Source organism: Streptomyces sp. EDA2-14, assembly GCF_054963755.1.
Map to the genome: position 1 here is coordinate 19,990 of NZ_JBUEGE010000004.1, position 22,032 is coordinate 42,021.

The 22,032-nt window shown below is 72.0% G+C and carries 25 protein-coding genes; 14 read left to right on the forward strand and 11 right to left on the reverse strand.

Annotation, left to right across the window (positions count from 1 at the left end):
* Together ACY34M_RS12985 and ACY34M_RS12990 are read right to left on the reverse strand one after the other, a co-directional pair.
* Positions 1 to 810 (reverse strand): PhzF family phenazine biosynthesis protein, encoded by an 810-nt coding sequence (locus ACY34M_RS12985; protein ID WP_462717748.1) that lies wholly within the window; start codon positions 808 to 810, stop codon positions 1 to 3.
* Positions 811 to 909: 99 nt separating this feature from the next.
* Positions 910 to 1,365, reverse strand: coding sequence for a DUF6228 family protein (locus tag ACY34M_RS12990; protein WP_462717749.1), 456 nt, complete (start codon positions 1,363 to 1,365; stop codon positions 910 to 912).
* 142 nt (positions 1,366 to 1,507) lie between these two features.
* Here ACY34M_RS12990 and ACY34M_RS12995 point away from each other — a divergent pair, with 142 nt between their 5' ends.
* On the forward strand, positions 1,508 to 2,146 hold the full coding sequence (locus ACY34M_RS12995; protein ID WP_462717750.1) for a PadR family transcriptional regulator: 639 nt from the start codon (positions 1,508 to 1,510) through the stop codon (positions 2,144 to 2,146).
* A gap of 109 nt (positions 2,147 to 2,255) precedes the next feature.
* On the opposite strand, the gene ACY34M_RS13000 is transcribed toward ACY34M_RS12995, so the two are convergent.
* Entirely contained in the window at positions 2,256 to 2,684 is a 429-nt protein-coding gene (locus ACY34M_RS13000; RefSeq protein ID WP_462717751.1) for a type II toxin-antitoxin system Rv0910 family toxin, read from the reverse strand.
* Between the two features lie 257 nt (positions 2,685 to 2,941).
* Between ACY34M_RS13000 and ACY34M_RS13005 the strand changes: the two genes are divergently transcribed.
* Positions 2,942 to 3,451: a Clp protease N-terminal domain-containing protein gene (locus tag ACY34M_RS13005; protein ID WP_462717752.1), complete on the forward strand. Its 510-nt coding sequence runs from the start codon at positions 2,942 to 2,944 to the stop codon at positions 3,449 to 3,451.
* 176 nt (positions 3,452 to 3,627) lie between these two features.
* Positions 3,628 to 4,590, forward strand: a complete 963-nt coding sequence (locus ACY34M_RS13010) for an EamA family transporter (protein WP_462717753.1) — start codon at positions 3,628 to 3,630, stop codon at positions 4,588 to 4,590.
* A 154-nt stretch (positions 4,591 to 4,744) separates the two neighbouring features.
* Here ACY34M_RS13010 and ACY34M_RS13015 read toward each other — a convergent pair whose 3' ends face one another.
* Entirely contained in the window at positions 4,745 to 5,395 is a 651-nt protein-coding gene (locus ACY34M_RS13015; RefSeq protein ID WP_462717754.1) for an FMN-binding negative transcriptional regulator, read from the reverse strand.
* Positions 5,395 to 6,072 carry a pyridoxamine 5'-phosphate oxidase family protein gene (locus tag ACY34M_RS13020; protein ID WP_462717755.1) on the reverse strand — a complete coding sequence of 226 codons (678 nt, stop codon included), beginning with the start codon at positions 6,070 to 6,072 and terminating at the stop codon, positions 5,395 to 5,397. Before ACY34M_RS13020 ends, ACY34M_RS13015 begins: the two co-directional genes overlap by 1 nt.
* Positions 6,073 to 6,109: 37 nt before the next feature.
* Between ACY34M_RS13020 and ACY34M_RS13025 the strand changes: the two genes are divergently transcribed.
* A complete protein-coding gene (locus ACY34M_RS13025; protein WP_462717756.1) occupies positions 6,110 to 7,441 on the forward strand; it encodes an aminotransferase class I/II-fold pyridoxal phosphate-dependent enzyme in 1,332 nt (443 codons plus the stop codon).
* Positions 7,442 to 8,074: 633 nt separating this feature from the next.
* Here the strand turns inward: ACY34M_RS13025 and ACY34M_RS13030 are convergent.
* Entirely contained in the window at positions 8,075 to 9,010 is a 936-nt protein-coding gene (locus ACY34M_RS13030; RefSeq protein ID WP_462717757.1) for a DMT family transporter, read from the reverse strand.
* A gap of 75 nt (positions 9,011 to 9,085) precedes the next feature.
* On the opposite strand from ACY34M_RS13030, the gene ACY34M_RS13035 reads away from it, so the two are divergent.
* Positions 9,086 to 10,003 (forward strand): LysR substrate-binding domain-containing protein, encoded by a 918-nt coding sequence (locus ACY34M_RS13035; protein WP_462717758.1) that lies wholly within the window; start codon positions 9,086 to 9,088, stop codon positions 10,001 to 10,003.
* 66 nt (positions 10,004 to 10,069) lie between these two features.
* Here ACY34M_RS13035 and ACY34M_RS13040 read toward each other — a convergent pair whose 3' ends face one another.
* Entirely contained in the window at positions 10,070 to 10,534 is a 465-nt protein-coding gene (locus ACY34M_RS13040) for a pyridoxamine 5'-phosphate oxidase family protein (RefSeq protein ID WP_462717759.1), read from the reverse strand.
* A gap of 154 nt (positions 10,535 to 10,688) precedes the next feature.
* Here ACY34M_RS13040 and ACY34M_RS13045 point away from each other — a divergent pair, with 154 nt between their 5' ends.
* On the forward strand, positions 10,689 to 11,339 hold the full coding sequence (locus tag ACY34M_RS13045; protein WP_462717760.1) for a cysteine hydrolase family protein: 651 nt from the start codon (positions 10,689 to 10,691) through the stop codon (positions 11,337 to 11,339).
* Between the two features lie 5 nt (positions 11,340 to 11,344).
* On the opposite strand, the gene ACY34M_RS13050 is transcribed toward ACY34M_RS13045, so the two are convergent.
* A complete protein-coding gene (locus ACY34M_RS13050) occupies positions 11,345 to 11,800 on the reverse strand; it encodes a Rieske (2Fe-2S) protein (protein WP_462717761.1) in 456 nt (151 codons plus the stop codon).
* 130 nt (positions 11,801 to 11,930) lie between these two features.
* Between ACY34M_RS13050 and ACY34M_RS13055 the strand changes: the two genes are divergently transcribed.
* From ACY34M_RS13055 to ACY34M_RS13085, 7 genes are all read left to right on the forward strand, one after another.
* Entirely contained in the window at positions 11,931 to 12,740 is an 810-nt protein-coding gene (locus ACY34M_RS13055; protein WP_462717762.1) for a HipA family kinase, read from the forward strand.
* Complete coding sequence (locus ACY34M_RS13060) at positions 12,737 to 13,120, forward strand: DUF3037 domain-containing protein (protein WP_462717763.1); 384 nt, start codon at positions 12,737 to 12,739, stop codon at positions 13,118 to 13,120. Before ACY34M_RS13055 ends, ACY34M_RS13060 begins: the two co-directional genes overlap by 4 nt.
* A gap of 157 nt (positions 13,121 to 13,277) precedes the next feature.
* Entirely contained in the window at positions 13,278 to 14,039 is a 762-nt protein-coding gene (gene fabG / locus ACY34M_RS13065) for a 3-oxoacyl-ACP reductase FabG (RefSeq protein WP_462717764.1), read from the forward strand.
* Between the two features lie 17 nt (positions 14,040 to 14,056).
* The gene (locus ACY34M_RS13070; protein WP_462717765.1) at positions 14,057 to 14,812 is read left to right on the forward strand and encodes an SDR family oxidoreductase; all 756 of its coding nucleotides are present in this window, start codon (positions 14,057 to 14,059) and stop codon (positions 14,810 to 14,812) included.
* Between the two features lie 165 nt (positions 14,813 to 14,977).
* Entirely contained in the window at positions 14,978 to 16,555 is a 1,578-nt protein-coding gene (locus ACY34M_RS13075) for an ABC transporter substrate-binding protein (RefSeq protein ID WP_462717766.1), read from the forward strand.
* A gap of 151 nt (positions 16,556 to 16,706) precedes the next feature.
* The gene (gene ung, locus ACY34M_RS13080) at positions 16,707 to 17,390 is read left to right on the forward strand and encodes a uracil-DNA glycosylase (protein ID WP_462717767.1); all 684 of its coding nucleotides are present in this window, start codon (positions 16,707 to 16,709) and stop codon (positions 17,388 to 17,390) included.
* A 121-nt stretch (positions 17,391 to 17,511) separates the two neighbouring features.
* Complete coding sequence (locus tag ACY34M_RS13085; RefSeq protein WP_462717768.1) at positions 17,512 to 18,078, forward strand: hypothetical protein; 567 nt, start codon at positions 17,512 to 17,514, stop codon at positions 18,076 to 18,078.
* A gap of 25 nt (positions 18,079 to 18,103) precedes the next feature.
* Here ACY34M_RS13085 and ACY34M_RS13090 read toward each other — a convergent pair whose 3' ends face one another.
* On the reverse strand, positions 18,104 to 18,592 hold the full coding sequence (locus tag ACY34M_RS13090) for a hypothetical protein (protein ID WP_462717769.1): 489 nt from the start codon (positions 18,590 to 18,592) through the stop codon (positions 18,104 to 18,106).
* 307 nt (positions 18,593 to 18,899) lie between these two features.
* Between ACY34M_RS13090 and ACY34M_RS13095 the strand changes: the two genes are divergently transcribed.
* The gene (locus tag ACY34M_RS13095; RefSeq protein WP_462717770.1) at positions 18,900 to 19,802 is read left to right on the forward strand and encodes a Gfo/Idh/MocA family protein; all 903 of its coding nucleotides are present in this window, start codon (positions 18,900 to 18,902) and stop codon (positions 19,800 to 19,802) included.
* Between the two features lies 1 nt (position 19,803).
* Here ACY34M_RS13095 and lnt read toward each other — a convergent pair whose 3' ends face one another.
* Together lnt and ACY34M_RS13105 are read right to left on the reverse strand one after the other, a co-directional pair.
* Positions 19,804 to 21,393: an apolipoprotein N-acyltransferase gene (gene lnt, locus ACY34M_RS13100; RefSeq protein ID WP_462717771.1), complete on the reverse strand. Its 1,590-nt coding sequence runs from the start codon at positions 21,391 to 21,393 to the stop codon at positions 19,804 to 19,806.
* Positions 21,394 to 21,496: 103 nt separating this feature from the next.
* Complete coding sequence (locus ACY34M_RS13105; RefSeq protein WP_462717772.1) at positions 21,497 to 21,973, reverse strand: nuclear transport factor 2 family protein; 477 nt, start codon at positions 21,971 to 21,973, stop codon at positions 21,497 to 21,499.
* Positions 21,974 to 22,032 lie beyond the last annotated feature (59 nt).

Consider the following 22,032-nt stretch of genomic DNA (forward strand, 5'->3'; position numbering starts at 1 on the left):
CTACGCGTGGAGTTCCCCCTCGATGGTCGTGACCGCGCGGCCGCCGAGGAGGGTGCGCTCGCCGCGCAGGGCGACGCGGACGAGACCGCTGCGGGGCGAGGCCTGAAGGCCGGTCAGCTCCTCGCGGCCGAGGCGCGCGGCCCAGAACGGGGTGAGCGCCGTGTGCGCGCTCCCGGTCACCGGGTCCTCGTCGACGCCGACGTTCGGGAAGAAGCAGCGCGAGACGAAGTCGTACTCCCCGCCGGCGTTCTCGGCGCGGGCCGTGGCGATGATGCCGCGCTCGGAGAGGCCCTTGAGCGCCTTGTGGTCGGGGGTGAGGGCCCGCACGGTCTTCTCGTCGGCGAGCTCCACCACCAGGTCGCCGACCGAGGGGCCCGTGTCGTGCACGGAGAGCGGCTCGGCGCCGAGCGCCTCGGCGAGTCCGGCGGGGGCGGGCTGCTCGGTGAGCGGCGCCGTCGGGAAGTCGAGGGTGAGCGAGCCGTCCTCGCCCGGCGTCGCCACGAGCACGCCGCTGCGGGTCGCGAACCGCACGGGGCCGCTCGTCACCCCGGTGGAGTGCAGTACGTGGGCGGTGGCGAGGGTCGCGTGCCCGCACATGTCGACCTCGGTGGCGGGCGTGAACCAGCGCAGCGCCCAGTCGGCCTCACCCCCCTCGGGCAGCGGGTGGGCGAACGCGGTCTCGGCGTGATTGACCTCCAGGGCGACGTTCTGCAGCCAGGCGTCGTCCGGGAAGGCGTCCAGGAGCAGAACCCCGGCGGGGTTGCCGGCGAAGGCGCGGTCGGTGAAGGCGTCGACGATACGAATACGCATGTCAGAGACGGTAATTGACCCCACTGACATCCGCCTGGGGCCAATCCGGCGCGTGTGGCCTGGATCCCGTGGCGTGCGCGTAGGAGTCGATGCCAGATGTCACCGGCGCTCCCGGGTGAGGAAGTGCCGCATGTCGGTCGCCAGGGAAACCATCTGCTCGCCGGCTTCCAGCCGCGTGGTCACCGACGCGCTCCAGTCGCCGGATGCCTTCGGCCACGGGTGCAGAGTCCAGGTCAACCCCACGTGTCCGCCGGACAGGAAGGCAGCCGACACCGACAGGTCGCCGTCGTTGGTCTGCCAGTTCCGCTCGCCGTCCCATCCTCGAAATTCGGCGGCGAGTCCTTCCAGGAACGTGGCGAGATCGCTGTCCCAGACCTGGGCGACGACCTCGTCGACGCGAGCGGTCAGGCCGGGGGCGCACAGCTCGACGGCGTAATGGACGGAGTCCGAGTCGAAGCTGAAGCGGTCGCAGAAGGTCACGCCGACGGACGCGTTCTCCCCGCAGCGGATGCTCACGCCGGGCTTGTCGCCGGTGTCGTCGTTCGGAGAAGGCATGGGCGGCAGGTTAAGCCGCCGAGGGAATGACGGAGGGGTGGGGCTTGCTGGGCGAGTGATTCCGATATATCGTTGAGGCATCGCGATCGGTTGATGATCGCGGCAACGTACACCACGATCAGTTGTGAAAGGACTGATTCCCATGCGTAACCACGGACACGATCACGGACAGGAACACTTCGGCCCCGGTCGGCACGGCAGGGGTGGATTCGAGCGCGGATTTGAGCGCGGTGACTTTGAGGGGCGGCGCGCGGCGTTCGGGCCCTTCGGGCCCGGCTTCGGTGGGCCCGGTGGCCCCGGCCCCTGGGGGCGCGGCGGTCGCGGTGGTGGGCCTCGGGGGCGGGCGCGGCGCGGTGATGTGCGCGCCTCGATCCTCGCCCTGCTGAAGGACCGCCCGATGCACGGCTACGAGATGATCCAGGAGATCGCCGAGCGCAGCGGCGGCGCGTGGAAGCCGAGCCCCGGCTCGGTCTACCCGACGCTGCAGTTGCTCGAGGACGAGGGGCTCATCTCCAGCGCCACCGAGGGCGGCAAGAAGCTGTTCTCGCTCACCGACGCCGGCGGCACCGCCGCCGAAGAGGGGCCTGACGCCCCTTGGGAGGAGGCCGGTCGCGGCGTCGACTGGGAGGCCATGAACGAGATCCGGCAGGCCAGCTTCGGTCTGATGGAGGCGTTCGGCCAGGTCTGGAAGACCGGCAGCAAGGATCAGCGCGACAAGGCGATCTCCGTCATCAATGACGCGCGCAAGAAGCTGTACCTGATCCTCGCCGACCAGGACTGAGCCCCCGTGCGGGCTGCAACAGGTCACAGAGCACGGAAGAGGCGTCCCGTACGACAGGTGCGGGGCGCCTCTTCGCGTATCCACGTGCCTACGTACTACGTACGTAGGCTCAGGTCACCAGGCCGTTCAGCTTGCGCAGCGACTCGTCGAGCGCGGCCGTCGCCGAGTCCTTGAGCTTGCCCGCCATCAGTGAGACTGCCGCGCCGGTGAACTCGCCCTTGATGCGGGCCGTCGTCGCGTCGCCGTCCGGCGCGAGCGAGTAGTGCATGAAGAGGTTCACGCCCATCGGGCCCTTGCCCCGGATGGCGAACGTCCGGGCGGTCTCCAGCTCCTCGATGGTCCAGGTGACCTCGGCGGGGAAGCCCATCAGCTTCATGTTCTCCTCGAACTGACCGCCCACCTCCAGCGAGGTCGGCCCGCCCTTGGGGAAGTCGGTGTGGGTGGCGTTCCACTTCCCGTACGAGGAGAAGTCGGTGAGCTGCGCCCAGACCTTCTCCGCGGGCGCTTCCATGCGTGCTTCCGCGCTGACTTCGGCCATGTGGCCACCCCTTTGAGTCGAGAGCCATGACGGGCTTCGGTGTCGCGTCGTCGCGGAAAGTAGCCGCGTGGCCTCGAACATTCAATACTGATGAACCGTCAGTTCTTGTACGCACCGTCCCCGACCCCTCGGGGAAGGGGCGCTCCGTCTCATCCGCAAGGAGGAGATGTTCTTGATCAGTGCCCAACTTGTGTCGGACATGAGAATGCTCCTCACCGTGGATGTTCCGATGCGTCCCCGCTGATGGGGTGGGGAGTGTGCATAGCTCAACCCCGTTCGAGGCCGGTGCGCTCGGCCCCGCCAGTGAAGAACCCGTAGACGCCCAGCTCAGCGATGAGCTCGCGGCGGTCGTCGCGGGTGCGAGGCGGCGCGCCGTCCGGGACGGGGACCGGCAGATCGACACCGCGCACCTGCTGCACTCCCTCCTGGAGACCGACCCCGACGTGCGCGCCGCGTTCCCCGAGGGCGGGCAGGTGGCCCGGCTGCTCGGCTATCTCGTGCAGCGCAGCATCGGATACGGGCTGCGCTGGCAGGGCTCTGTGGAGGACTCCGGCGCCGTGCCCCTCGTACGGTCCGCTCCCGGCTGGTCGCCCGTCGCGGCCGCCGCGATGGAGGCGGGCGTGGAGCGGGCCGCGTCGCGCGGGGACGAGCGGGCGCGCGGCGTCGACGTGCTCGCCGCGCTCGCGGCCGACGTGGAGTGCCGGGCGGTCGAGGTGCTCGGCCGGGCCGGGGTCGACGTGGAACTCCTGCGGCAGCGGCTCAACTGACTCCGCGCGGAGAGCGGCAGCGGCTCAACTGACCCCGCGCACGGAGACCGGAGGTCGGGCGTCCACCCCGTGAGACAGGGGTCAATGAGAGTGACGGTACTGACTGTCCCTGCCATGATGTGCCGGTGCACGAGTCAACGGTGTCTTCTGCGAATCAGGGAACCCGCGCGCGTGGCATGGGACTGGGGCTCGCCCTGCTCTCCGCGCTCGCGTTCGGCGGTTCCGGGGTGGCGGCCAAACCGCTGATCGAGGCGGGGCTCGACCCGCTGCACGTGGTGTGGCTGCGCGTCGCCGGCGGCGCCCTGGTCATGCTGCCGGTCGCCTGGCGGCACCGCGCGCTCGTGCTGCGCAGGCCCGCGCTGCTCGCCGGCTTCGGCCTGCTCGCGGTCGCGGGCGTCCAGGCCTGCTACTTCGCCGCCATCTCCCGCATCCCCGTCGGGGTCGCCCTGCTCATCGAGTACCTGGCACCCGCGCTCGTGCTCGGCTGGGTCCGCTTCGTGCAGCGCAAGCCCGTGACGCGCGCCGCCGCGCTCGGCGTCGTGATCGCCGTGGCCGGACTCGCCTGCGTCGTCGAGGTGTGGGCGGGGCTCGGCTTCGACGCACTCGGCCTGCTGCTCGCGCTCGGCGCGGCCTGCTGCCAGGTCGGCTACTTCGTGCTGTCCGACCACGGCGGCGACGCGGACGGTACCGGAGCCGAGGTGCCCGACCCGTTCGGCGTGATCGCGTACGGGCTGCTCATCGGCGCCGTGCTGCTCACGGCCATCGCCCGCCCCTGGGGCATGGACTGGTCGGTGCTCGCGGGCAGCGCCTCCATGGACGGCACGGCCGTCCCCGCGTGGCTGCTGCTGTGCTGGATCGTGCTGCTCGCCACGGTCGTCGCGTACCTCACCGGTGTGGTCTCGGTACGGCGGCTCTCGCCGCAGGTGGCCGGGGTGGTGGCCTGCCTGGAGGCGGTCGTCGCGACCGTTCTCGCCTGGGTGATGCTCGGCGAGCACCTCTCGGCTCCGCAGCTGTTCGGCGGGGCGATGGTCCTGGTGGGGGCGCTCATCGCGCAGTCGTCGAAGCCGGTGGCCGGGCCGTCGGGGCCGTCCGAGGTCGCGCCGGAAAGCGTGTTGTCGCGGTCCGGCGGCGCTGTCTAGGGCGTCGGCCGCGCACGCGAGCACTCGTCCTTCCGTCCCTGGCCGCCTTGGGGCCGCCCGACCGCCTAAGGGCTGCCCGACCGTCTGAGGGCTGCCCGACGGTCTGAGGGCTGCCCGGGCCGTCGCGGCCGGCCCGGTCGGCCGGCCGACTGCCCTAGACGGTCTGGTGTCGCCGCCGTCGCTGCGTGGCGAGGGCTGCGGCGTCGCGCGGATCGCCCCGCCCGGCGAGGCCCGCGGCGATCCGGTCCTGCACCTCCTCCGGCTTGTGCTCGGCGTACTTGAACTTGGCCCGTACCTCGGTCACTTCGAGCAGCAGACCCCGGATACCGGGCAGCATCCGGCCGTACGGGGCCTCGCCCGCGGCCACCGGCACGGAGAGGCCGGGCGGCTGGAAGTGGCCCACCTGACGGTTCAGGAGCGCCGCCTTCTCCTCCGGGTCGTCCACCACGCGCGCGGTGCAGCGCAGCTGGACGGCGGCGTAGAAGCTGGTCGGTGTGCCGTGCTCCGGCGGGATGTCGGACGGCGCCTGCCAGGGGCCCGGTACGAACGCGTAGTCGTCGACGACGCTGAGCAGGACCGCCGGGTTCGCGTCGAGCGCGGGCCACAGCGGGTTGGGCCGGGCGAGGTGGGCGACGACCTCGCCGTGCTCGCCCGCGCCCTGAGGGTCGTACGAGAAGTGCAGGGGTTGCACGAAGGGAGGTTCGCCGTCCAGTCCGTTGACGGCGAGCTGGCCGAAGTCGTGGGTGGCGAGCCACTCCTGCCACTCGGTGGTGTCGCGCGCCGCGTCCCAGGGGTGGATCAGCATCACAGTCCCTTGAGGTACGCGGGGACGTCGATGCCGTCGGCGAGGTCGTCCGACGGCAGCAGTTCCCCGTAGCCGCGCTGCACCGGGACCACGCCCGCCCAGTGCGGCAGGTCCATGTCCTCGGGCTCGTCGTTCGGACCGCCCGCGCGGACCTTCGCCGAGACCTCGCAGAGGTCGATGCGGAGCACGGCCGTCGCGGCGAGCTCCTTGGCGTTCGCCGCCCGCGAGTCCGCGGCCCGGCCCGCCACCACGTGGTCGACGATCGCGTCCAGGGCGAGCCGCTTCTCCTCGGCGTCCGTGACCTGGTGCGCCGTGCCGTGCACCACCACGGAGCGGTAGTTGATGGAGTGGTGGAAGGCGGAGCGGGCGAGTACCAGGCCGTCCACGTGCGTCACGGTCAGGCACACCGGCAGGCCGGGGTCCGGCTGGCCCGCCATGCGCAGCGGGCGCGAGCCGGTGGAGCCGTGCACGTAGAGCCGCTCGCCGACCCGCGCGTACAGCGTGGGGAGCACGACGGGGGTGCCGTCGCGGACGAAGCCGAGGTGGCAGAGGTAGGTCTCGTCGAGTATCGAGTGCACCAGGGCGTGGTCGTACGCCGCGCGCTCCTTGGCGCGGGTCGGGGTCGTGCGGTCCGTGGGCGCGTAGGAGGCGGCGGACTGATCCTGGGTGACGCTCATGTTGCGAACTCCATTGCACTAGTGCAAAATGCTGTTTGTGCTAGGAGAGTATCCGATCAGTGGGCGTGGCGCAGCAGAGATTCGTGCGAGCGTCGAGCGGGCGGTGGTCGCGGGCGACCTCGAACCGGGTCAACTGCTGCCGCCGATGCGGGAGTTGGCGCAGCAGCTCGGCGTCAATCCGAATACGGTCGCGGCCGCGTACCGGTCGCTGCGCGAGCGCGGGGTCATCGAGACGGCCGGGCGGCGCGGCAGCCGGGTGCGGCCCAAACCGGCCATCACCGCGCGCGAGGCCATCCGCGTGGACGTACCGGAGGGCGTGCGGAACGTGTCGGACGGCAACCCCGACACCGCGCTGCTGCCCTCGCTCGTCGAGGCGTTCACGGCGGCGGCGACCCTCGCCGACAAGGAGCCGGTGCTGTACGGGGACGACGCCCTGGAGCCGGACCTGGTGCGCCGCGCGCGGGCCGGGTTCGACGCGGACGGGGTGCCGGACGGGCCGGTCACCGTGGCCTCCGGTTCGCTCGACGCCATCGAGAGGGTGCTCGCCGCGCACCTCAAGCCGGGGGACGCGGTCGCCGTCGAGGACCCCGGCTGGGGCAGCATGCTCGACCTCGTGCCCGCGCTCGGGCTGCGGACGGTGCCGGTCGGGGTGGACGACGAGGGGCCGCTGCCGGACGACGTGGAGGGGGCGCTGCGCGCCGGGGCCCGCGCGATCGTGGTGACGGACCGGGCGCAGAACCCGACCGGGGCGGCGGTGACCTCCGCGCGCGCGGAGGCGCTGCGCGGGATTCTGGCCGCCCATCCGGAGACGCTGCTCATCGAGGACGACCACGGAGCCGGCATCGTCGACCTGCCGCTGCATCCGCTCGCCGGGGCGACGCCGCACTGGGCGTTCGTACGGTCCGTGGCCAAGGCCTACGGTCCCGACCTGCGGCTCGCCGTACTCACCGGGGACGAGGGGACGGTCGACCGGGTGCGTGGGCGGCAGCGGCTCGGGCCTGGCTGGGTCAGTCGGATCACCCAGCGGGCCGTGGCCGGGCTGTGGGCGGCCGGGGCGGTGGATCCGGTGGCGGTCGCGGCCTCGTACGGGGAGCGGCGTGATGCGCTGATCGCTGCGCTTGCCGAGCGGGGGGTGGTGGCGCACGGGCGCAGTGGGATGAACGTGTGGGTGCCGGTGCCGGACGAGACCGGGGCGGTGGCGCGGTTGTTGCATGCCGGGTGGGCGGTTGCGCCGGGGGCGCGGTTTCGGATGGAGGCGGGGGCCGGGGTGCGGATCACCGTTTCCCGGTTGTCGGTCGAGGAGGTGGGGGTGGTCGCGGAAGCGGTGGTGGCGGCGGTGCGGCCGGGGCCGCGGAGGTATTACGCGTGAGGTGGGTGGGCCTTGGCGGTTCTGTTGCGCTGGGCCGGGGTTCTTGGCCGTGCCGGGGTCGGCGCCTGTGGTGATGGGTGCGCTGGTCCGGGGTTTTTGGCCGTGCCGGGGGCGGCGCCTGCGGTGAATGGTGCGCGGCGCCGGGGTTTTGGCTGTGCCGGGGCGGCGCCCGTGGTGATGGGTGCGCTGCACCGGGCGCCGCCTTGCCCACCCTGCCGCCCAAGGCGGCAGATTGCCCAAGGCGGGGTGGCGGCCTGCCGTCATGGGTGGGAGCCGTTTGCGGCGGTGGGTTGCCGCGAGGCGGGGTGGCGGCCCGCCGTCATGGGTGGGAGCCGTTTGCGGCGGTGGGTTGCCCAAGGCGAGGTGGCGGTCTGCCGTCATTGGAGGGGAGCCGTTTGCGGCGGCAGATTGCCCAAGGAGAGGTGGCGGGCGGTCGATTGCCAAGGCGGGTGGCGGCCTGCCGTCATGGGTGGGAGCCGTTTGCGGCGGTGGGTTGCCGCGAGGCGGGGTGGCGGTTCACCGTCCAGGGTGGGTGGAGGAAATCGAGCCCCTGCGGCGATTGAGCAGCGGGGTTCGGGGCGGAGCCCCGAGGGTGTAAAGCCGGTTCGGCAGACGGCCGCGGCGGGGCGAAGGTCAACTCCGGCGGCGCGACTGCGTAAGCGCCGCTCCCGCCAGCACGATCACCGCTCCGACCGGCGTCGACCAGCTCAAGGTCTCGCCCAGGACCGCCACCCCCGCCGCCGTCGCGATGACCGGCACGAAGTACGTCACCATCTGCGCCGTCGTCGGACCGACCTCGGACACCAGGCCGTACTGGATGAGGAACGCCACGCCCGTGCCGAGCGCGCCCAGCGCCGCGATCGCGAGCAGCGGGACCAGCGCGAAGTGCGTCGGCCAGGACGTGAACAGGGGCGTGACGACGGCGAGCTGCACGGTGGCGAGCAGCAGCTGCGCCCCGATCATCGACACGTTCGACTCACCCGTGTTCGCCAGCGTACGGCGGACGTAGATCCAGCCGACGGGGTAGGAGAGCGAGGCGAGGAGCGCCAACGCCGTGCCCGTCACGTCCACCCCGTTGAACCCCTGCCACACGCCGAGGACGGTCAGCACACCGAGGAAGCCGAGCCCGAGGCCCGCGACCCGGCGCCGCGTGGGCCGGTCCTCGGAGAGCGCGACCAGCGACAGGGCCATGCCCCACAGTGGCGACGTCGCGTTGGCGATCCCGGCGAGCGTCGACGGGATCGTCTCCTCGGCGAACGCGAAGAGCGAGAACGGCACCGCGTTCAGGAAGAGCGCCGCGACCGCCAGATGCCCCCAGGTGCGGGCCCCGCGCGGCAGTCGCTGCCGCTTCACGACCATGGCCACGACCAGCACGGCCGCACCGAACAGCAGGCGTCCCAGCGTGACCTGGAACGGGGCGAAGCCATCCGTGCCCACCTTGATGAGCAGGAAGCTGAAGCCCCAGATGAGGGCGAGTACGCCGAACCGGATGCGCCAGTCGAGGGCGCCTCGCGGGGCGGCGGTGGAGGAGGCTGTCGCAGCGGCTCGGGGAGCGGTCGTCGTGCTCATGGGGACCAGATTGGCTCCACCGGTCTTCGTAGCACAAGCGAGATTATGTGCCGGGTACCCATTAGCATCACTTACATGTTGAACCTGGAGCGCCTGCGGGTCCTGGACGCGCTGGCCCGGCACGGATCGGTGAGCGGCGCGGCCGAGGGGCTGCACGTCACCACGTCGGCCGTCTCGCAGCAGATGGCCAAGCTGGAGCGCGAGGCGGGCCAGCAACTGCTCGCCAAGCACGGGCGGGGTGTACGGCTCACGGACGCGGGCCGGCTTCTCGCGGAGCACGCGGCCCGGATCATCTCGCAGGTCGAGCTGGCGCAGTCCGACCTGGAGGCGCAGCGCGGGCAGGTCGTGGGGGAGCTGCGACTGTCCGCGTTCCCGACGGCCGCGCGCGGACTGTTCCCCGGCGTGCTCGCCGAGCTGCGCGCCGAACACCCGCAACTGCGCGTGCGCTCGCAGGAGCTGGAGCCCGAGCACGCGGTGGCCGCGGTGATCCGCGGCGATCTCGATCTCGCCGTGGTGCTCGACTGGTACAACAAGCCGATGCCCATGCCCGACGGCCTGGTCAAGGCGAGCATCCTCGACGATCCGGTCGACATCGCGCTGCCGGTCGGCCATCCGCTGGCGGGGTGCGACGAGGTCGGCCTCGAGGACTTCGCGGGTGACGAGTGGATCACCTGGGGGCAGGGCGAGTTCTGTCACGAGTGGCTGATGTTCACGCTGCGCGCCAAGGGGGTCGAACCGCAGATCGGCCATCGCGCGGCCGAGACGCACACCCAACTCGGCCTGGTGGCGGCCGGGCTGGGCGTGTGCATCGCACCGCTCCTCGGCCGCCACCCCATGCCCGAGGGGGTGGTGACGGTGCCGATGCGGCAGAAGGTGCGCCGTCATGTGTACGTCGTGTGGCGCGCGGACGCGGACCGCAGGCCCTCGATCCGGGCGGCGGTGCGGGCGCTGCAGAAGGCGGGGGCGAACCTGGGGCGGCTCGCGGAAGGGTGACGGCCTCCTCGCGTCGCGGTCGCGGGGCGCTGCCCCGGGCCCCGTTCCTCGATCGCCGGAGGCGCTCTATGCGGCCAGCTTCCGGAAGTCCCACGACGCGATCTTCTCCGGCGTCAGCCGTGCCCACGCGTGCCGGCCGTCGTAGACCATCTCGGGCATGCCGAAGTTCTTCTGCGCGAACAGCCGCTCCGGCGCTTCGAGTTCGGGATACGGCTCGCCCGTGCGCGGCGCCTCGCCGACGAACTCCACGCGCCCGGACAGCTCGACGCCGCGCAGCTCCCCGTAGTCCTCGCCCGCGTCGACCACCACCGCGATCCGGCCGTCGGCCCGCAGATCGGCCCAGCGGCGGCTGCGGGACAGCGAGTACAGCCACAGCGACGTACCGTCCCAGGCGAACCAGAGCGGGCTGACGTGCGGCGTGCCGTCCGCCGACACCGTGGCGACGCGGCAGGTGCGCTGCTCGGCGAGGAACGCGTCGCGTTCCTCCGGCGACATCATGATCTTCCGGCCGCGGCGCTGGGTGGCGGTCATTCGGGCTCCCTTGTCCGGCACGAGACGTGCGTACGACGTACAGCTGACGTGGCGTCAGGAACGCAGCATGCGGCCTCTTCCCTGTACACGCAATGGTGGCTACCCTCCAGCAGCCCAAAGAAGCAGCCGAAGACCCGACAGTCAGGGGGCGGTCGTGCCGTCGCACGAGAAACGCGGAAAACTGGCCGAGCTGCTCGACCCGACGAGCACGGTGCTGCTGACCGTCGAGTGCCAGCAGGGCGTCGTCGGCACCGACAGCGCACTGCCCGAACTCGCGGAAGAGGCGCGGTCGTCCGGCGCCCTCGACAATGTGGCGCGCCTGGTGGCCGCCGCGCACGAGAGCGGGGTGCAGGTCCTGCACGCCGTAGCGGAGCGCCGCCCGGACGGCCGCGGGGCCAGCCGCAACGCCCGCCTGTTCCGTGCGACCGAGCGGCTTCCCGTGAAGCAGCTCTCCGGCACCGACGCCGTCCGCGTCGCCCCGCCCGTCGAGGTCGCGGACGAGGACCTCGTCGTACGCCGCCTGCACGGGCTCTCCCCGATCGCGGGCACCGACGTCGACCCGCTGCTGCGCAACCTCGGCTGCCGCACGCTCGTCGTCACTGGTGTCTCCGCCAACGTAGCCATCCCGAACGCTGTGTTCGACGCGGTGAACCTCGGCTACACGGTGGTCGTGCCCCGCGACGCCGTCGCGGGGGTGCCGGCCGACTACACCCCCGCGATGATCGACAACACGCTCGCCCTGGTCGCCACCGTGACGACGACGCCGGACGTGCTCGACGCCTGGAAGCGCCCCGCGTCGGCGTGAGCGCCCTACGCCAGCTTGATCGAGTCGCCGCTGACCGTGATCTGCTGCTCCTCCAGCGGCTGTGTGGCCGGCGGGTGCGCCACGCTGCCGTCCTTGATGGAGAACTTGCTTCCGTGGCAGGGGCAGTCGATGGTGCCGCCGGCGACCTTGTTCACCTTGCATCCCTGGTGCGTGCAGACGTTGGTGAACGCCTTGAACTCGCCCGATTTGGGCTGCGTCACGACCACACCGGCGTCCGCGATGACCTTCCCGCCGCCCTCCGGGATGTCCGAGGTCTTGGCGATCTCCTTGCCTTTGCCGCCGCCGCCCGAGGACGCGTTGCCCGCGGGCTGCGACGTGTCCCCGTCCGAGCCGCCGCACGCGCTCAGCGCCGCGGCGGCCCCTACGGCGCCGACCGCCGTGACGACGGTGCGGCGCGACGGGGCGTGGCTCGTGGGTGCGGGCTCGTGCGAAGCGGTCATGAGAGGGGGGTCCCTTCATCTCATCGGTAGGTCGGTTCGAGGGGCGTGCCGGATCCCGTGGGGGTTTCCCAGAGGTACGTACGGTGATCCCTGGACGTTCAACGCCATCCTGATCTCATAACCTGGGCGCATGCTCACCGAAGTCACCGCGACCCGCTATGTCACCCCATTGAGGGAAGGCGGATCGCTCCCCGGTCTCGTCGAGGCCGACGACCTCGTCCCGTACGTCATGAAGTTCACCGGCGCGGGGCAGGGCCGCAAGACGCTCGTCGCCGAAGTGATCTGCGGCCAATTGGCCCGCGCGCTCGGCTTCCGCGTGCCGGGGCTCGTCACGATCGACCTGGACCCGGTGATCGGCCTCGGCGAGCCCGACGAGGAGGTGCAGGAGCTGCTCAAGGGCAGCGGCGGCACCAACCTCGGCATGCGCTTCCTGCCGCGCGCCCTCGGCTTCGACCCGCTCGCGTACGTCGTCGATCCGGTTCAGGCGGGCCGGATCGTCTGGTTCGACGCGCTGATCAACAACGTCGACCGGTCCTGGCGCAACCCGAACATGCTGGTCCAGGGCGGCGAGCTGTGGCTCGTCGACCACGGCGCCAGCATGATCTGGCACCACAACTGGCGCGGCGCGCACGCCTGGGCGGACAAGCCGTACGACGCAACCGACCACGCCCTCGCCCCCTTCGGGCCCGACGTGGAGGCGGCCGCCGCCGAGCTCGCGCCGCGCGTCACCGAGGAGCTGATCGCGGAGGCCGCCGCCGACGTGCCCGACGTGTGGCTCACGGACGAGCCCGGATTCGACACCCCCGACGCGGTGCGCCGCGCGTACGTCGAGACGCTGCGCGCGCGTGCCGACACGATCCACGAACGCGTCACGCTGCCCGCGGGCGGCGCCCGACCCGCCGGAACCCCCGGATGGGTGACCGAAGGAGCGGCCCGATGACCGAGCGTCACGTCTTCGAGTACGCGCTGCTGCGCGTCGTGCCGAGCATCGAGCGCGGGGAACAGATCAACGCGGGCGTCGTCGTGTACTGCCGCGCCAAGTCCTTCGTCACGGCCCTCACCCACCTCGACGAGAAGCGGCTGCTCGCCCTCGACCCCGAGGCCGACGTCACCGGCGTACGCGCCGTGCTGCGCGCCGTCGAACGGCACTGCGCCGGGGGAGACGCGGCGGGTCAGGCGGCCGAGGACGACGCGGGCCGGCGCTACCGCTGGCTCGTCGCGCCGCGCTCGACCGTGGTGCAGCCGGGACCCGTGCACACCGGACTGACCGCCGATCCGGCCGCCGAGGCGGAGCGCCTGCTGGGCCTGCTGGTGCGCTGAATCCGCAGGTCGTGACGGTCAAGTGATCAGCGGCACCTGATGGGCACGTTGACACCGGGTGCCAGGGCTTCTAGCGTCGCACGCACAGGGTACTAAGCGGTTGCTCACCCGCACCGGGCGGAGCGGCCGCACCTCTAGGGCGAGGAGACCGAAGAGCATGTCCACCACTGAGCAGCGCGTAGCGATCGTCACGGGAGCCGCGCGCGGCATCGGCGCCGCCACCGCGATCCGTCTGGCCGAAGAGGGCCGCGCCGTCGCCGTGATCGACCTCGACGAGGCCGCCTGCAAGGACACCGTCGAGGCGATCACCGCCGCCGGTGGCAAGGCGCTCGCCGTCGGCTGCGACGTCTCCGACGAGGCGCAGACCGAGGCCGCCGTCGCGCGCATCGCCGCGGAGCTGGGCGCCCCCACGATCCTCGTGAACAACGCGGGCGTGCTCCGCGACAACCTGCTGTTCAAGATGAGCGCCAACGACTGGGACACGGTCATGAACGTGCACCTGCGCGGCGCGTTCCTGATGTCGAAGGCCGTCCAGAAGCACATGGTGGACGCCAAGTTCGGCCGCATCGTGAACCTGTCCTCGTCCTCGGCGCTCGGCAACCGCGGCCAGGTCAACTACTCCGCCGCCAAGGCCGGTCTGCAGGGCTTCACCAAGACCCTCGCCAAGGAGCTCGGCAAGTTCGGCGTCACCGCCAACTCCGTCGCCCCCGGCTTCATCGTCACCGAGATGACCAAGGCCACCGCCGAGCGCGTCGGTATGGGCTTCGAGGACTTCCAGGCCGCGGCCGCGACCCAGATCCCGGTGCAGCGCGTGGGCCGCCCGGAGGACATCGCCAACGCCATCGCCTTCTTCACCGGCGAGCAGGCCGGCTTTGTCTCGGGCCAGGTCATGTACGTGGCCGGCGGCCCGCTCAACTGAGGCCGGAGGACAACGACATGACTGCGGAACTCTCCGGCAAGGTCGCGCTCGTCACGGGCGCGAGCCGAGGTATCGGATACGGCGTCGCCGAGGCCCTGATCGCGCGCGGCGACCGCGTCTGCATCACGGGACGCGGCGAGGACGCCCTCAAGGAGGCCGTCGAGCAGCTCGGCTCCGACCGCGCGATCTACGTCGCGGGCAAGGCCCACGACGAGGCGCACCAGGCCGCCGCCGTCGAGCGCACCATGGAGGCGTTCGGCCGCGTCGACTTCCTCGTCAACAACGCCGGTACGAACCCGGTGTTCGGCCCGATCGCCGATCTCGACCTGAACGTCGCCCGCAAGGTCTTCGAGACCAACGTCGTCTCCGCGCTCGGCTTCGCGCAGCAGACGTGGAAGGCGTGGCAGCGGGAGAACGGCGGCGCGATCGTCAACATCGCGTCCGTGGCGGGCGTCTCCGCCTCGCCGTTCATCGGCGCGTACGGCATCAGCAAGGCCGCCATGGTCAACCTGACGCTCCAGCTGGCGCACGAGTTCGCGCCGGTGGTGCGGGTCAACTCGATCTCCCCGGCGGTCGTGAAGACGAAGTTCGCGCAGGCCCTGTACGAGGGGCGGGAGGCCGAGGTCGCGGCCACCTACCCGATGGGCCGGCTCGGTGTGCCGGAGGACATCGGGGGCGCCGCCGCGTTCCTCACCTCCGAGCAGTCCGCCTGGGTCACCGGGCAGAACCTCGTCGTCGACGGCGGCAAGTTCCTCAACGCCGGCGTCGAGTAGGTCCCTCGTGACAGTCCCGCGCTGAGGTCAGATTCCGGGCGTTGCCCGACAACGCGCGACAAACGGATCCGCCCGCGAAGTGCCCCGTCGATTCCACCAGTTGAACCGGCGGGGCGCTGCGATATTGTCGGCCGACCTTGGCAAGGCTGAACGAGGAGCGTGCGCGTGTTCAACCGGTTCCCTGCCCCTCGCGCGTGGGCGGCACTCGCGTCGATGACACTGCTCGCCGGGTGCGGGCTGATGAACTCGGGCGAGGGTTCCGACGAGCGGCCCATCGTCGTCGGCACCACCAGCGCGCCGAGCACGCTGGACCCCGCGGCGTCCTGGGACGGCTCCTGGGAGCTGTTCCGCAACGTCTACCAGACCCTGGTCTCCCTGCCCTCGGGCGCCGCCGAACCGCAGGCGGACGCGGCCGAGTGCCGCTTCGAGGACTCCGCCAACCGCGTCTACCACTGCGAGCTGCGGGAGGACATGAAGTTCTCCAACGGGGACGCGCTCGACGCGAAGGCCGTGAAGTACTCCATCGACCGGGTCCGCAAGATCGGTGTGGGCGGCGGGCCCGCCGGGCTGCTGGGCAGCCTGGACCGGGTGGAGACGCAGGGTGAGCGCGGAGTAACGTTCCGCCTCACCAAGCCGGACGCCACCTTCCCGTTCGTGCTCTCCACCCCCGCCATGTCGATCGTCGACCCTTCCTCGTACCCGGCCGACTCCGCACGCCAGGACGGGAAGGTGACCGGTTCGGGACCGTACGCGCTCACGTCGTACGCCGACGGCAGCAAGGCCGAACTCGTCCGCAACGAGAACTACCAGGGCTTCGCGGACCGCAAGAACGGCGCGGTGACGATCCGCTACTTCAAGACGTCGTCCGCCATGGTCGGCGCCCTGAAGGCGAAGAAGATCGACGCAACCTTCCGCGGTCTCGCGGCCGACGACATCGTGAAGCTCCAGGACAGGCAGGGCACGGGCGGCGTGCAGCTCGTCGAGGGCGCGGGCACGGAGATCAGCTACCTGGTGTTCAACCCCAAGGACCCCTGGGCGGGGAAGACCGCGGTGCGCCGCGCGGTCGCCCAGGTCGTCGACCGCGGGGCGATCGCGGACAAGGTGTACGCGAACACCGTGGAACCGCTGTACTCGATGGTCCCCAGAGGTCTCGCGGGGCACACCACCGACTACTTCGACGAGTTCAACGACCCGAGCCCCGCGAAGGCGGCCGAGATCCTCTCCAGGGCGGGCATCAGCGCGCCGGTACCGCTCACCCTCTGGTACACGTCGGACCGCTACGGCTCCGCCACCGCGCCCGAATTCGCCGAACTGAAGCGGCAGTTGGAGGCGTCGAAGCTCTTCAAGGTGACGCTCAAGAGCCGGCCCTGGAAATCGTTCGAACAGGGCTACAAGAAGGGCGAGTACCCGGTGTTCGGGCGTGGCTGGTTCCCCGACTTCCCCGACGCCGACAACTTCATCGCCCCCTTCGTGGGCGAGAAGAACGCCCTGAGCACGCCGTACGTCTCGCCCAAGATCACCGACGAGCTGCTGCCGAAGTCCCGCAAGGAGCGCGACCGCGGCGCCGTGGTGCGGCAGTTCGAGCAGGCGCAGCGCATCATGGTGCGCGACGCGCGGCTGCTGCCGCTCTGGCAGGGCAAGCAGTACATCGCGGCGAGCGAGGAGATCTCGGGCGGCGAGCGGGCCCTCGACCCGTCGACGATCATGATGATGTGGGAGCTGCACCGCAAGACGAGTTGGTGAGCGGGGCGGGGCCGGTGGTGCGTCCGCGGCTCCGGGCGAGGGCGTCGATTGTCAGTGGCCGCCGGTAGGTTTCTGAGTGTCGAAAGCGGCCGCGTCCCCGGCACGGTGGGGGCGCGGGCGTGCACTTGCCCGTACCCCGGAGGTTGTTGACGTGACCGACACCGCGATGCTGCCCGAGTCCTGGCGCGGCGTCCTCGGCGACGAACTGCAGAAGCCCTACTTCAAGGAGCTCACCGAGTTCGTCGAGGAGGAGCGCGCCAAGGGTCCCGTCTACCCGCCGCGCGAGCAGGTCTTCGCCGCGCTCGACGCGACGCCCTACGACAAGGTGAAGGTGCTCGTCCTCGGCCAGGACCCGTACCACGGCGAGGGGCAGGGGCACGGACTGTGCTTCTCCGTGCGGCCCGGCGTGAAGACGCCGCCCTCCCTGCGCAACATCTACAAGGAGATGCAGGCCGAGCTCGGCACCCCGATCCCGGACAACGGATATCTGATGCCGTGGGCCGAGCAGGGCGTGCTGCTGCTCAACGCGGTGCTGACCGTGCGGGCCGGCGAGGCCAATTCGCACAAGGGCAAGGGCTGGGAGAAGTTCACCGACGCCGTGATCCGCGCCGTCGTCGACCGGCTCGACCCGGCGGTCTTCGTGCTGTGGGGGAACTACGCGCAGAAGAAGCTCCCGCTCATCGACACCGAGCGGCACGCGGTGGTGAAGGGCGCGCACCCCTCGCCGCTGTCGGCGAAGAAGTTCTTCGGTTCCCAGCCGTTCACGCAGATCAACGAGGCGATCGCCGCGCAGGGCCACACGCCGATCGACTGGACCGTGCCCGACCTGGGCTGAGCGCGGCGGCCCCGGCTCGCGGGGGAACCGCGCCTGAGCTGGATTGTCAGTGCCGCCGGTTAGCGTCGTCGGATCGGACATCGTGGTCGGGCGCGCCGGGCGGCCGAGCTTGGAGGAGACAGTGGCACAGCAGCGTGAGCAGGCGTCGGACGACGCCATGATGAGCCGCATCGGACAGGCGGTCATGCTGCACCACGGCGGTGACCGGGAGGAGGCGCAGGGGCGCTTCCTCGGTCTGTGGGCGGAGATCGGCGAGGAGGGCGACGCGCTGCACCGCTGCACGCTCGCCCACTACATGGCAGACACGCAGGACGATCCGTCGGACGAGCTGGCCTGGGACCTGCGCGCGCTGTCGGCAGCCGACTCGCTCACGCAGGAGCGGCTCGCCGAGCACGAGTCGTCCCTCGCACTGCAGGCGTTCTATCCGTCGCTGCATCTCAACCTGGCGGCGGACTACGTGAAGTTGGACCGCCCGGCGGCGGCGCGCAGCCATCTGACGCGGGCCCGCGCGGCGGCTGGGGCCCTGGGGGACGACGGGTACGGGGACGGGATCCGTGCCGCCCTCACCCGGCTCGAGCAGCAGCTGGCCACGATGGGGCCGGGGCCGCAGGAGCCGGGGGAGCGGCGGGGCGGGGGCGAGGGCCGGACCGGCGGGGAACCGCTGGGGCCGCCGCGGAGCGGTTCCTAGCGGTCGCGGTACGGCCCGGCGTCGGTCAACCGCCGTACGCGTCGTGGCAGATGGTCGACTCGGGGCTGTCCGGCTTCCAGCCGCCGTAGTGGCGGCCGAGGGCGCAGACGTCGGTCCGGGCGGGGTCCTTCGGGGGCTTCTTGTGGGCCTGCCGGGGGATCGGGACGGCGGGCGGTTCGGGGACGGCGTTCCGGTGCGGGGCCGGGTCGGCCGTCGGAGCGGTGCGCGGGGGAGCGGGTGCGGCGGTCCGGGGCGGCGGCTGCTCGGGGTGGCGCGCCGGGCGGTGCTGCGGACCGGTCGTCCTCATCCGCTCCAGGGCCTCGCGCGCAGGCGCCTGGACGACCGGGAGGCCGGCGTGGCCCTCCGGGCGGGGCGCGGCGGCGGAGACCGTGGGGGAGGGCGCCTTCGGGGCGGTCGGCGGACGGACGCTGACGCAGCCGGAGGCGGTCGCGGCGGTGACGGCGGCGGCGGCCGCGGTCAGCAGGATCGTGGCTGAGCTGGACGTTCTGGGCACGAGGTCACTGTGTGGGACGTCGAGGGTGCCGGGGGAGTGATCGGGGCGAGGATGCCCCGCATGGGTGACGGGTGCTCCGCAGGGGGCCGGGGCGCTGCTGACGACACGGGGCGCTGCCCCGGACCCCGCTGCTCAATCTCCCCCAGCTACCGCTGGGAGGTGCCCCCTGCAGGGGCTTGATGGGTCGGTTCCGTCAACGCGGGGGTCGCCGCCCGGCCCAGCGCGCGCCCTGTGGCGCGCCGTATGCTGCCCAGACCCGGCGGCGGACAGGCGCGGACCGGTCTTCGCAGGACAGGAGCACACAGACGTGAAAGTCGGCGTCATCGGACTCGGCGACATCGCCAAGAAGGCGTACCTGCCGGTGCTCGGCGCGCAGCCCGCGCTCGAACTGCACCTGCAGACGCGGACGCCCGCGACCCTGGCCGAGGTCGCCGACCAGCTGCGGGTCCCCGGACCGCAGCGCCACGCCGACCTCGACTCGCTGCTCGCGCAGGGCCTCGACGCCGCCTTCGTGCACGCGCCGACCGCCGCGCACCCGCAGATCGTGACGCGGCTCCTCGAAGCGGGCGTCCCGACGTACGTCGACAAGCCGCTCGCCTACGAGTTCGCCGAGTCCGAGCGGCTCGTGCGGCTCGCCGAGGAGCGCGGGGTGAGCCTGGCGGTCGGCTTCAACCGCCGCTTCGCGCCCGGCTACGCGCAGTGCGTCGAGCACCCGCGCGAGCTGATCCTGATGCAGAAGAACCGTGTCGGGCTCCCCGAGGAGCCGCGCACCATGGTCCTCGACGACTTCATCCACGTCGTCGACACGCTCCGCTTCCTCGCGCCGGGCCCGGTCGACGACGTGACGGTGCGGTTCCGCGCCGCGGACGGCCTGCTGGAACACGTCGTGCTCCAGCTCGCGGGCGACGGCTTCACCGCGCTCGGCGTCATGAACCGGCTGAGCGGCTCCACCGAGGAGATCCTCGAGGTGTCCGGGCAGGACTCCAAGCGGCAGGTGCTCAACCTCTCCGACGTCGTCGACCACAAGGGCCAGCCCACGGTCCGCCGGCGCGGCGACTGGGTGCCGGTCGCCCGCCAGCGCGGCATCGAGCAGGCGGTGCTCGCGTTCCTCGACGCGGTGCGCGCGGGCAAGACGCTGAGCGCCGCGGACGCGTTGGCCACGCATGAGCTGTGCGAGCGGGTTGTGCGAGAGGTGCTGCGGCGGGCGTGATTCAGCGGACGTCGAACATGTCGTTCAGGCGGCGACGGCGTTGCGGACTCGGGGCTCCGCCCCGTACCCGGCTGCTCCACCGCGCGGCTTCCACCGCCGCGAGCAGCACCAGCACCGTGACCGCCGCGTGCACCGGCCAGTCGCCGAAGCGCACATACAGCGTCGTGCCCCGCGCGGTCGGCATGTCGTAGACGCGGGCCGCGCTCGCCGACGTGCCGAGCCAGGCACCGGCGCGCGCGCCGTCCGGGCCGTACACCGCGGACACCCCGGTCAGCGTCGCGTGCACCATCGGACGGCCCGTCTCGGCGGCCCGGATCGCGCCGAGCGACGCGTGCTGCTCCGGCGCCCAACTGTGCTGGAACGTCGACGTCGAGGACTGCGCGAGCAGCACCTGCGCCCCGTCCTTCGTCAACTGCCGCGTCATGTCGGGGAACGCCGACTCGAAGCAGACGAGCGGCCCGAAGCGCAGCGCGCGCCCGTCGTGCAGGGCGTCCATGACGACCTGCCGCTTGCCGCGCATCCGGTCCTCGCCCGCCGCCTTGCCGACCGAGGTCGCCCAGCCCAGCAGCGAGCGCGCGGGCACGTACTCGCCGAACGGGACGAGCCGCATCTTGTCGTAGCGGTCGCCCGTCAGGCCGGTCCGCCCGACCAGCACGGAACTCTTGTAGATGCCCTGTCCGTCGCCGTCGGCCGCGCGGCGCCGTGCGTCGACGTTCACCAGGATGTCCGCGTCGACCTCGCGGGAGAGCGCGGCGAGTCGGCGCGCGAGATCCGGGCGGCGCGGCAGGTCGTAGCCGACGCTGCTCTCGCCCCACACCACGAGGTCCACGTCCCGGTCCGCCAGTTGACGGGTCAGCCGCACCTCCCGGTCGAAGCGGGCCTTGATGCTGCCGAGGCCGTCGACCACGCCCGGCTGCACCACCGCGATCCGCGCCTGCCCGTCCGGCTCGGGGCGCGGCGCCCACGCCCACGCGACGCCGGTGACCGTGACCGTCGCGACGAGCCCGGCCACCGCGGGGGCGCGGGCGCCGCGCGCGACGACGAGGAGCGTGACACCGGTGTTCACGGCCACCACGAGCAGGCTCACCAGCCACACGCCGCCCACCGACGCGAGCCGCAGCGCGGGCGCCACCTGCCACTGGCTGGAACCGAGCAGGCCCCACGGACCGCCCAGGCCCTGCCAGGAACGGACCAGTTCGACCATCAGCCAGCCCGCGGGGACGGCCACGAGCGCGGCCGTCGCCTGCCCCGGCGTCGGCCGCCAGTGCAGCAGCCGGCGCAGCAGCCAGCCCCACGGCGCCCACAACGCGCCGAGCAGCGCCGCGAGGACGACCGTGAACACGTGCAGGCTCGGCAGCAGCCAGTGGTGCACCGCCAGCATGAACCCGAGTCCGCCGAGCCAGCCGTCGAGCGCCGCCCGGCGCGGCGTGCCGGCCGAGCCTGCGAGCAGCATCCACGGCACGAGCGCGACGTACGCCAACCACCACAGGGCGGGCGCGGGGAACGCGAGGGCGGGCAGGGCTCCGGCGCCGACCGCCGCGGCGCCCCGCCACCAGCGTGACGTCTCGAGCCGCTGCCGCCATCGGGCCATCCGCCGCGCCTCCCCGCTCGTACTCGTACGACCATCTCCCCGAGCCCCCAGTGTGCGCGCCGCCCACGATCAACGACAGTGGGCGCAGGGCAGGGGGATGAGGTCAGCTGCCCCTGGTGGTCCGCTGGGGCGTGCGGCGCCACTTCTCGTAGACGGTGACCCGGTGCAGTCGCCAGCCGCCGGTCGTCCGTACGAGGTCGAAGGCGTAGCGGCCGCCGCAGATGAAGTCGGGGGCGGACGAGTCGCCGTCGCCCGCGAAGCGCATCGGGTTGAAGTAGTCGGCCCGGACCCGGGCCGTGTCGCCGATGTCGCGGTCGACGGTGTCGAAGCGCACCCGCCGGTTCACGATCAGGTGCTGGCGCATCGGGAACAGCTCCATCGTCGTCGCCAGCCACTGCGCGATCTGTTCCGCGCTGCCCTCCACCCCTCCCGCCTCCCGGTAGTCGGCCCGCCCCTCCGGTTCGAACAGGGCGCGGTACGCGGCCCAGTCGCCGTCGTCCACGGCCGCGGCGTAGTCCGTCACCAACTCGTCGACGGCGAGCCGGTCGAGGAGGGTCGCGAGTTCCACACGCTGCGTCATCGGCTCAGTTTCGGGCCCCCGCCGCACGGAGCCAAGAGGCGTGCGCCACCGGGGCGAAA

Bases quoted from the DNA above. Each gene is read 5' to 3' on its own strand.
- ACY34M_RS13030 (WP_462717757.1), bottom strand. From the start codon at position 9,010: ATGAGCACGACGACCGCTCCCCGAGCCGCTGCGACAGCCTCCTCCACC.
- ACY34M_RS13070 (WP_462717765.1), top strand. From the start codon at position 14,057: ATGACTGCGGAACTCTCCGGCAAGGTCGCGCTCGTCACGGGCGCGAGC.
- ACY34M_RS13010 (WP_462717753.1), top strand. From the start codon at position 3,628: ATGGGACTGGGGCTCGCCCTGCTCTCCGCGCTCGCGTTCGGCGGTTCC.
- ACY34M_RS13055 (WP_462717762.1), top strand. From the start codon at position 11,931: ATGCTCACCGAAGTCACCGCGACCCGCTATGTCACCCCATTGAGGGAA.
- ACY34M_RS13015 (WP_462717754.1), bottom strand. From the start codon at position 5,395: ATGCTGATCCACCCCTGGGACGCGGCGCGCGACACCACCGAGTGGCAG.
- ACY34M_RS12985 (WP_462717748.1), bottom strand. From the start codon at position 810: ATGCGTATTCGTATCGTCGACGCCTTCACCGACCGCGCCTTCGCCGGC.
- ACY34M_RS13040 (WP_462717759.1), bottom strand. From the start codon at position 10,534: ATGACCGCCACCCAGCGCCGCGGCCGGAAGATCATGATGTCGCCGGAG.
- ACY34M_RS13105 (WP_462717772.1), bottom strand. From the start codon at position 21,973: ATGACGCAGCGTGTGGAACTCGCGACCCTCCTCGACCGGCTCGCCGTC.
- ACY34M_RS13000 (WP_462717751.1), bottom strand. From the start codon at position 2,684: ATGGCCGAAGTCAGCGCGGAAGCACGCATGGAAGCGCCCGCGGAGAAG.
- ACY34M_RS12990 (WP_462717749.1), bottom strand. From the start codon at position 1,365: ATGCCTTCTCCGAACGACGACACCGGCGACAAGCCCGGCGTGAGCATC.
- ACY34M_RS13060 (WP_462717763.1), top strand. From the start codon at position 12,737: ATGACCGAGCGTCACGTCTTCGAGTACGCGCTGCTGCGCGTCGTGCCG.
- fabG (WP_462717764.1), top strand. From the start codon at position 13,278: ATGTCCACCACTGAGCAGCGCGTAGCGATCGTCACGGGAGCCGCGCGC.
- ACY34M_RS13035 (WP_462717758.1), top strand. From the start codon at position 9,086: ATGTTGAACCTGGAGCGCCTGCGGGTCCTGGACGCGCTGGCCCGGCAC.
- lnt (WP_462717771.1), bottom strand. From the start codon at position 21,393: ATGGCCCGATGGCGGCAGCGGCTCGAGACGTCACGCTGGTGGCGGGGC.
- ACY34M_RS12995 (WP_462717750.1), top strand. From the start codon at position 1,508: ATGCGTAACCACGGACACGATCACGGACAGGAACACTTCGGCCCCGGT.
- ACY34M_RS13020 (WP_462717755.1), bottom strand. From the start codon at position 6,072: ATGAGCGTCACCCAGGATCAGTCCGCCGCCTCCTACGCGCCCACGGAC.
- ACY34M_RS13050 (WP_462717761.1), bottom strand. From the start codon at position 11,800: ATGACCGCTTCGCACGAGCCCGCACCCACGAGCCACGCCCCGTCGCGC.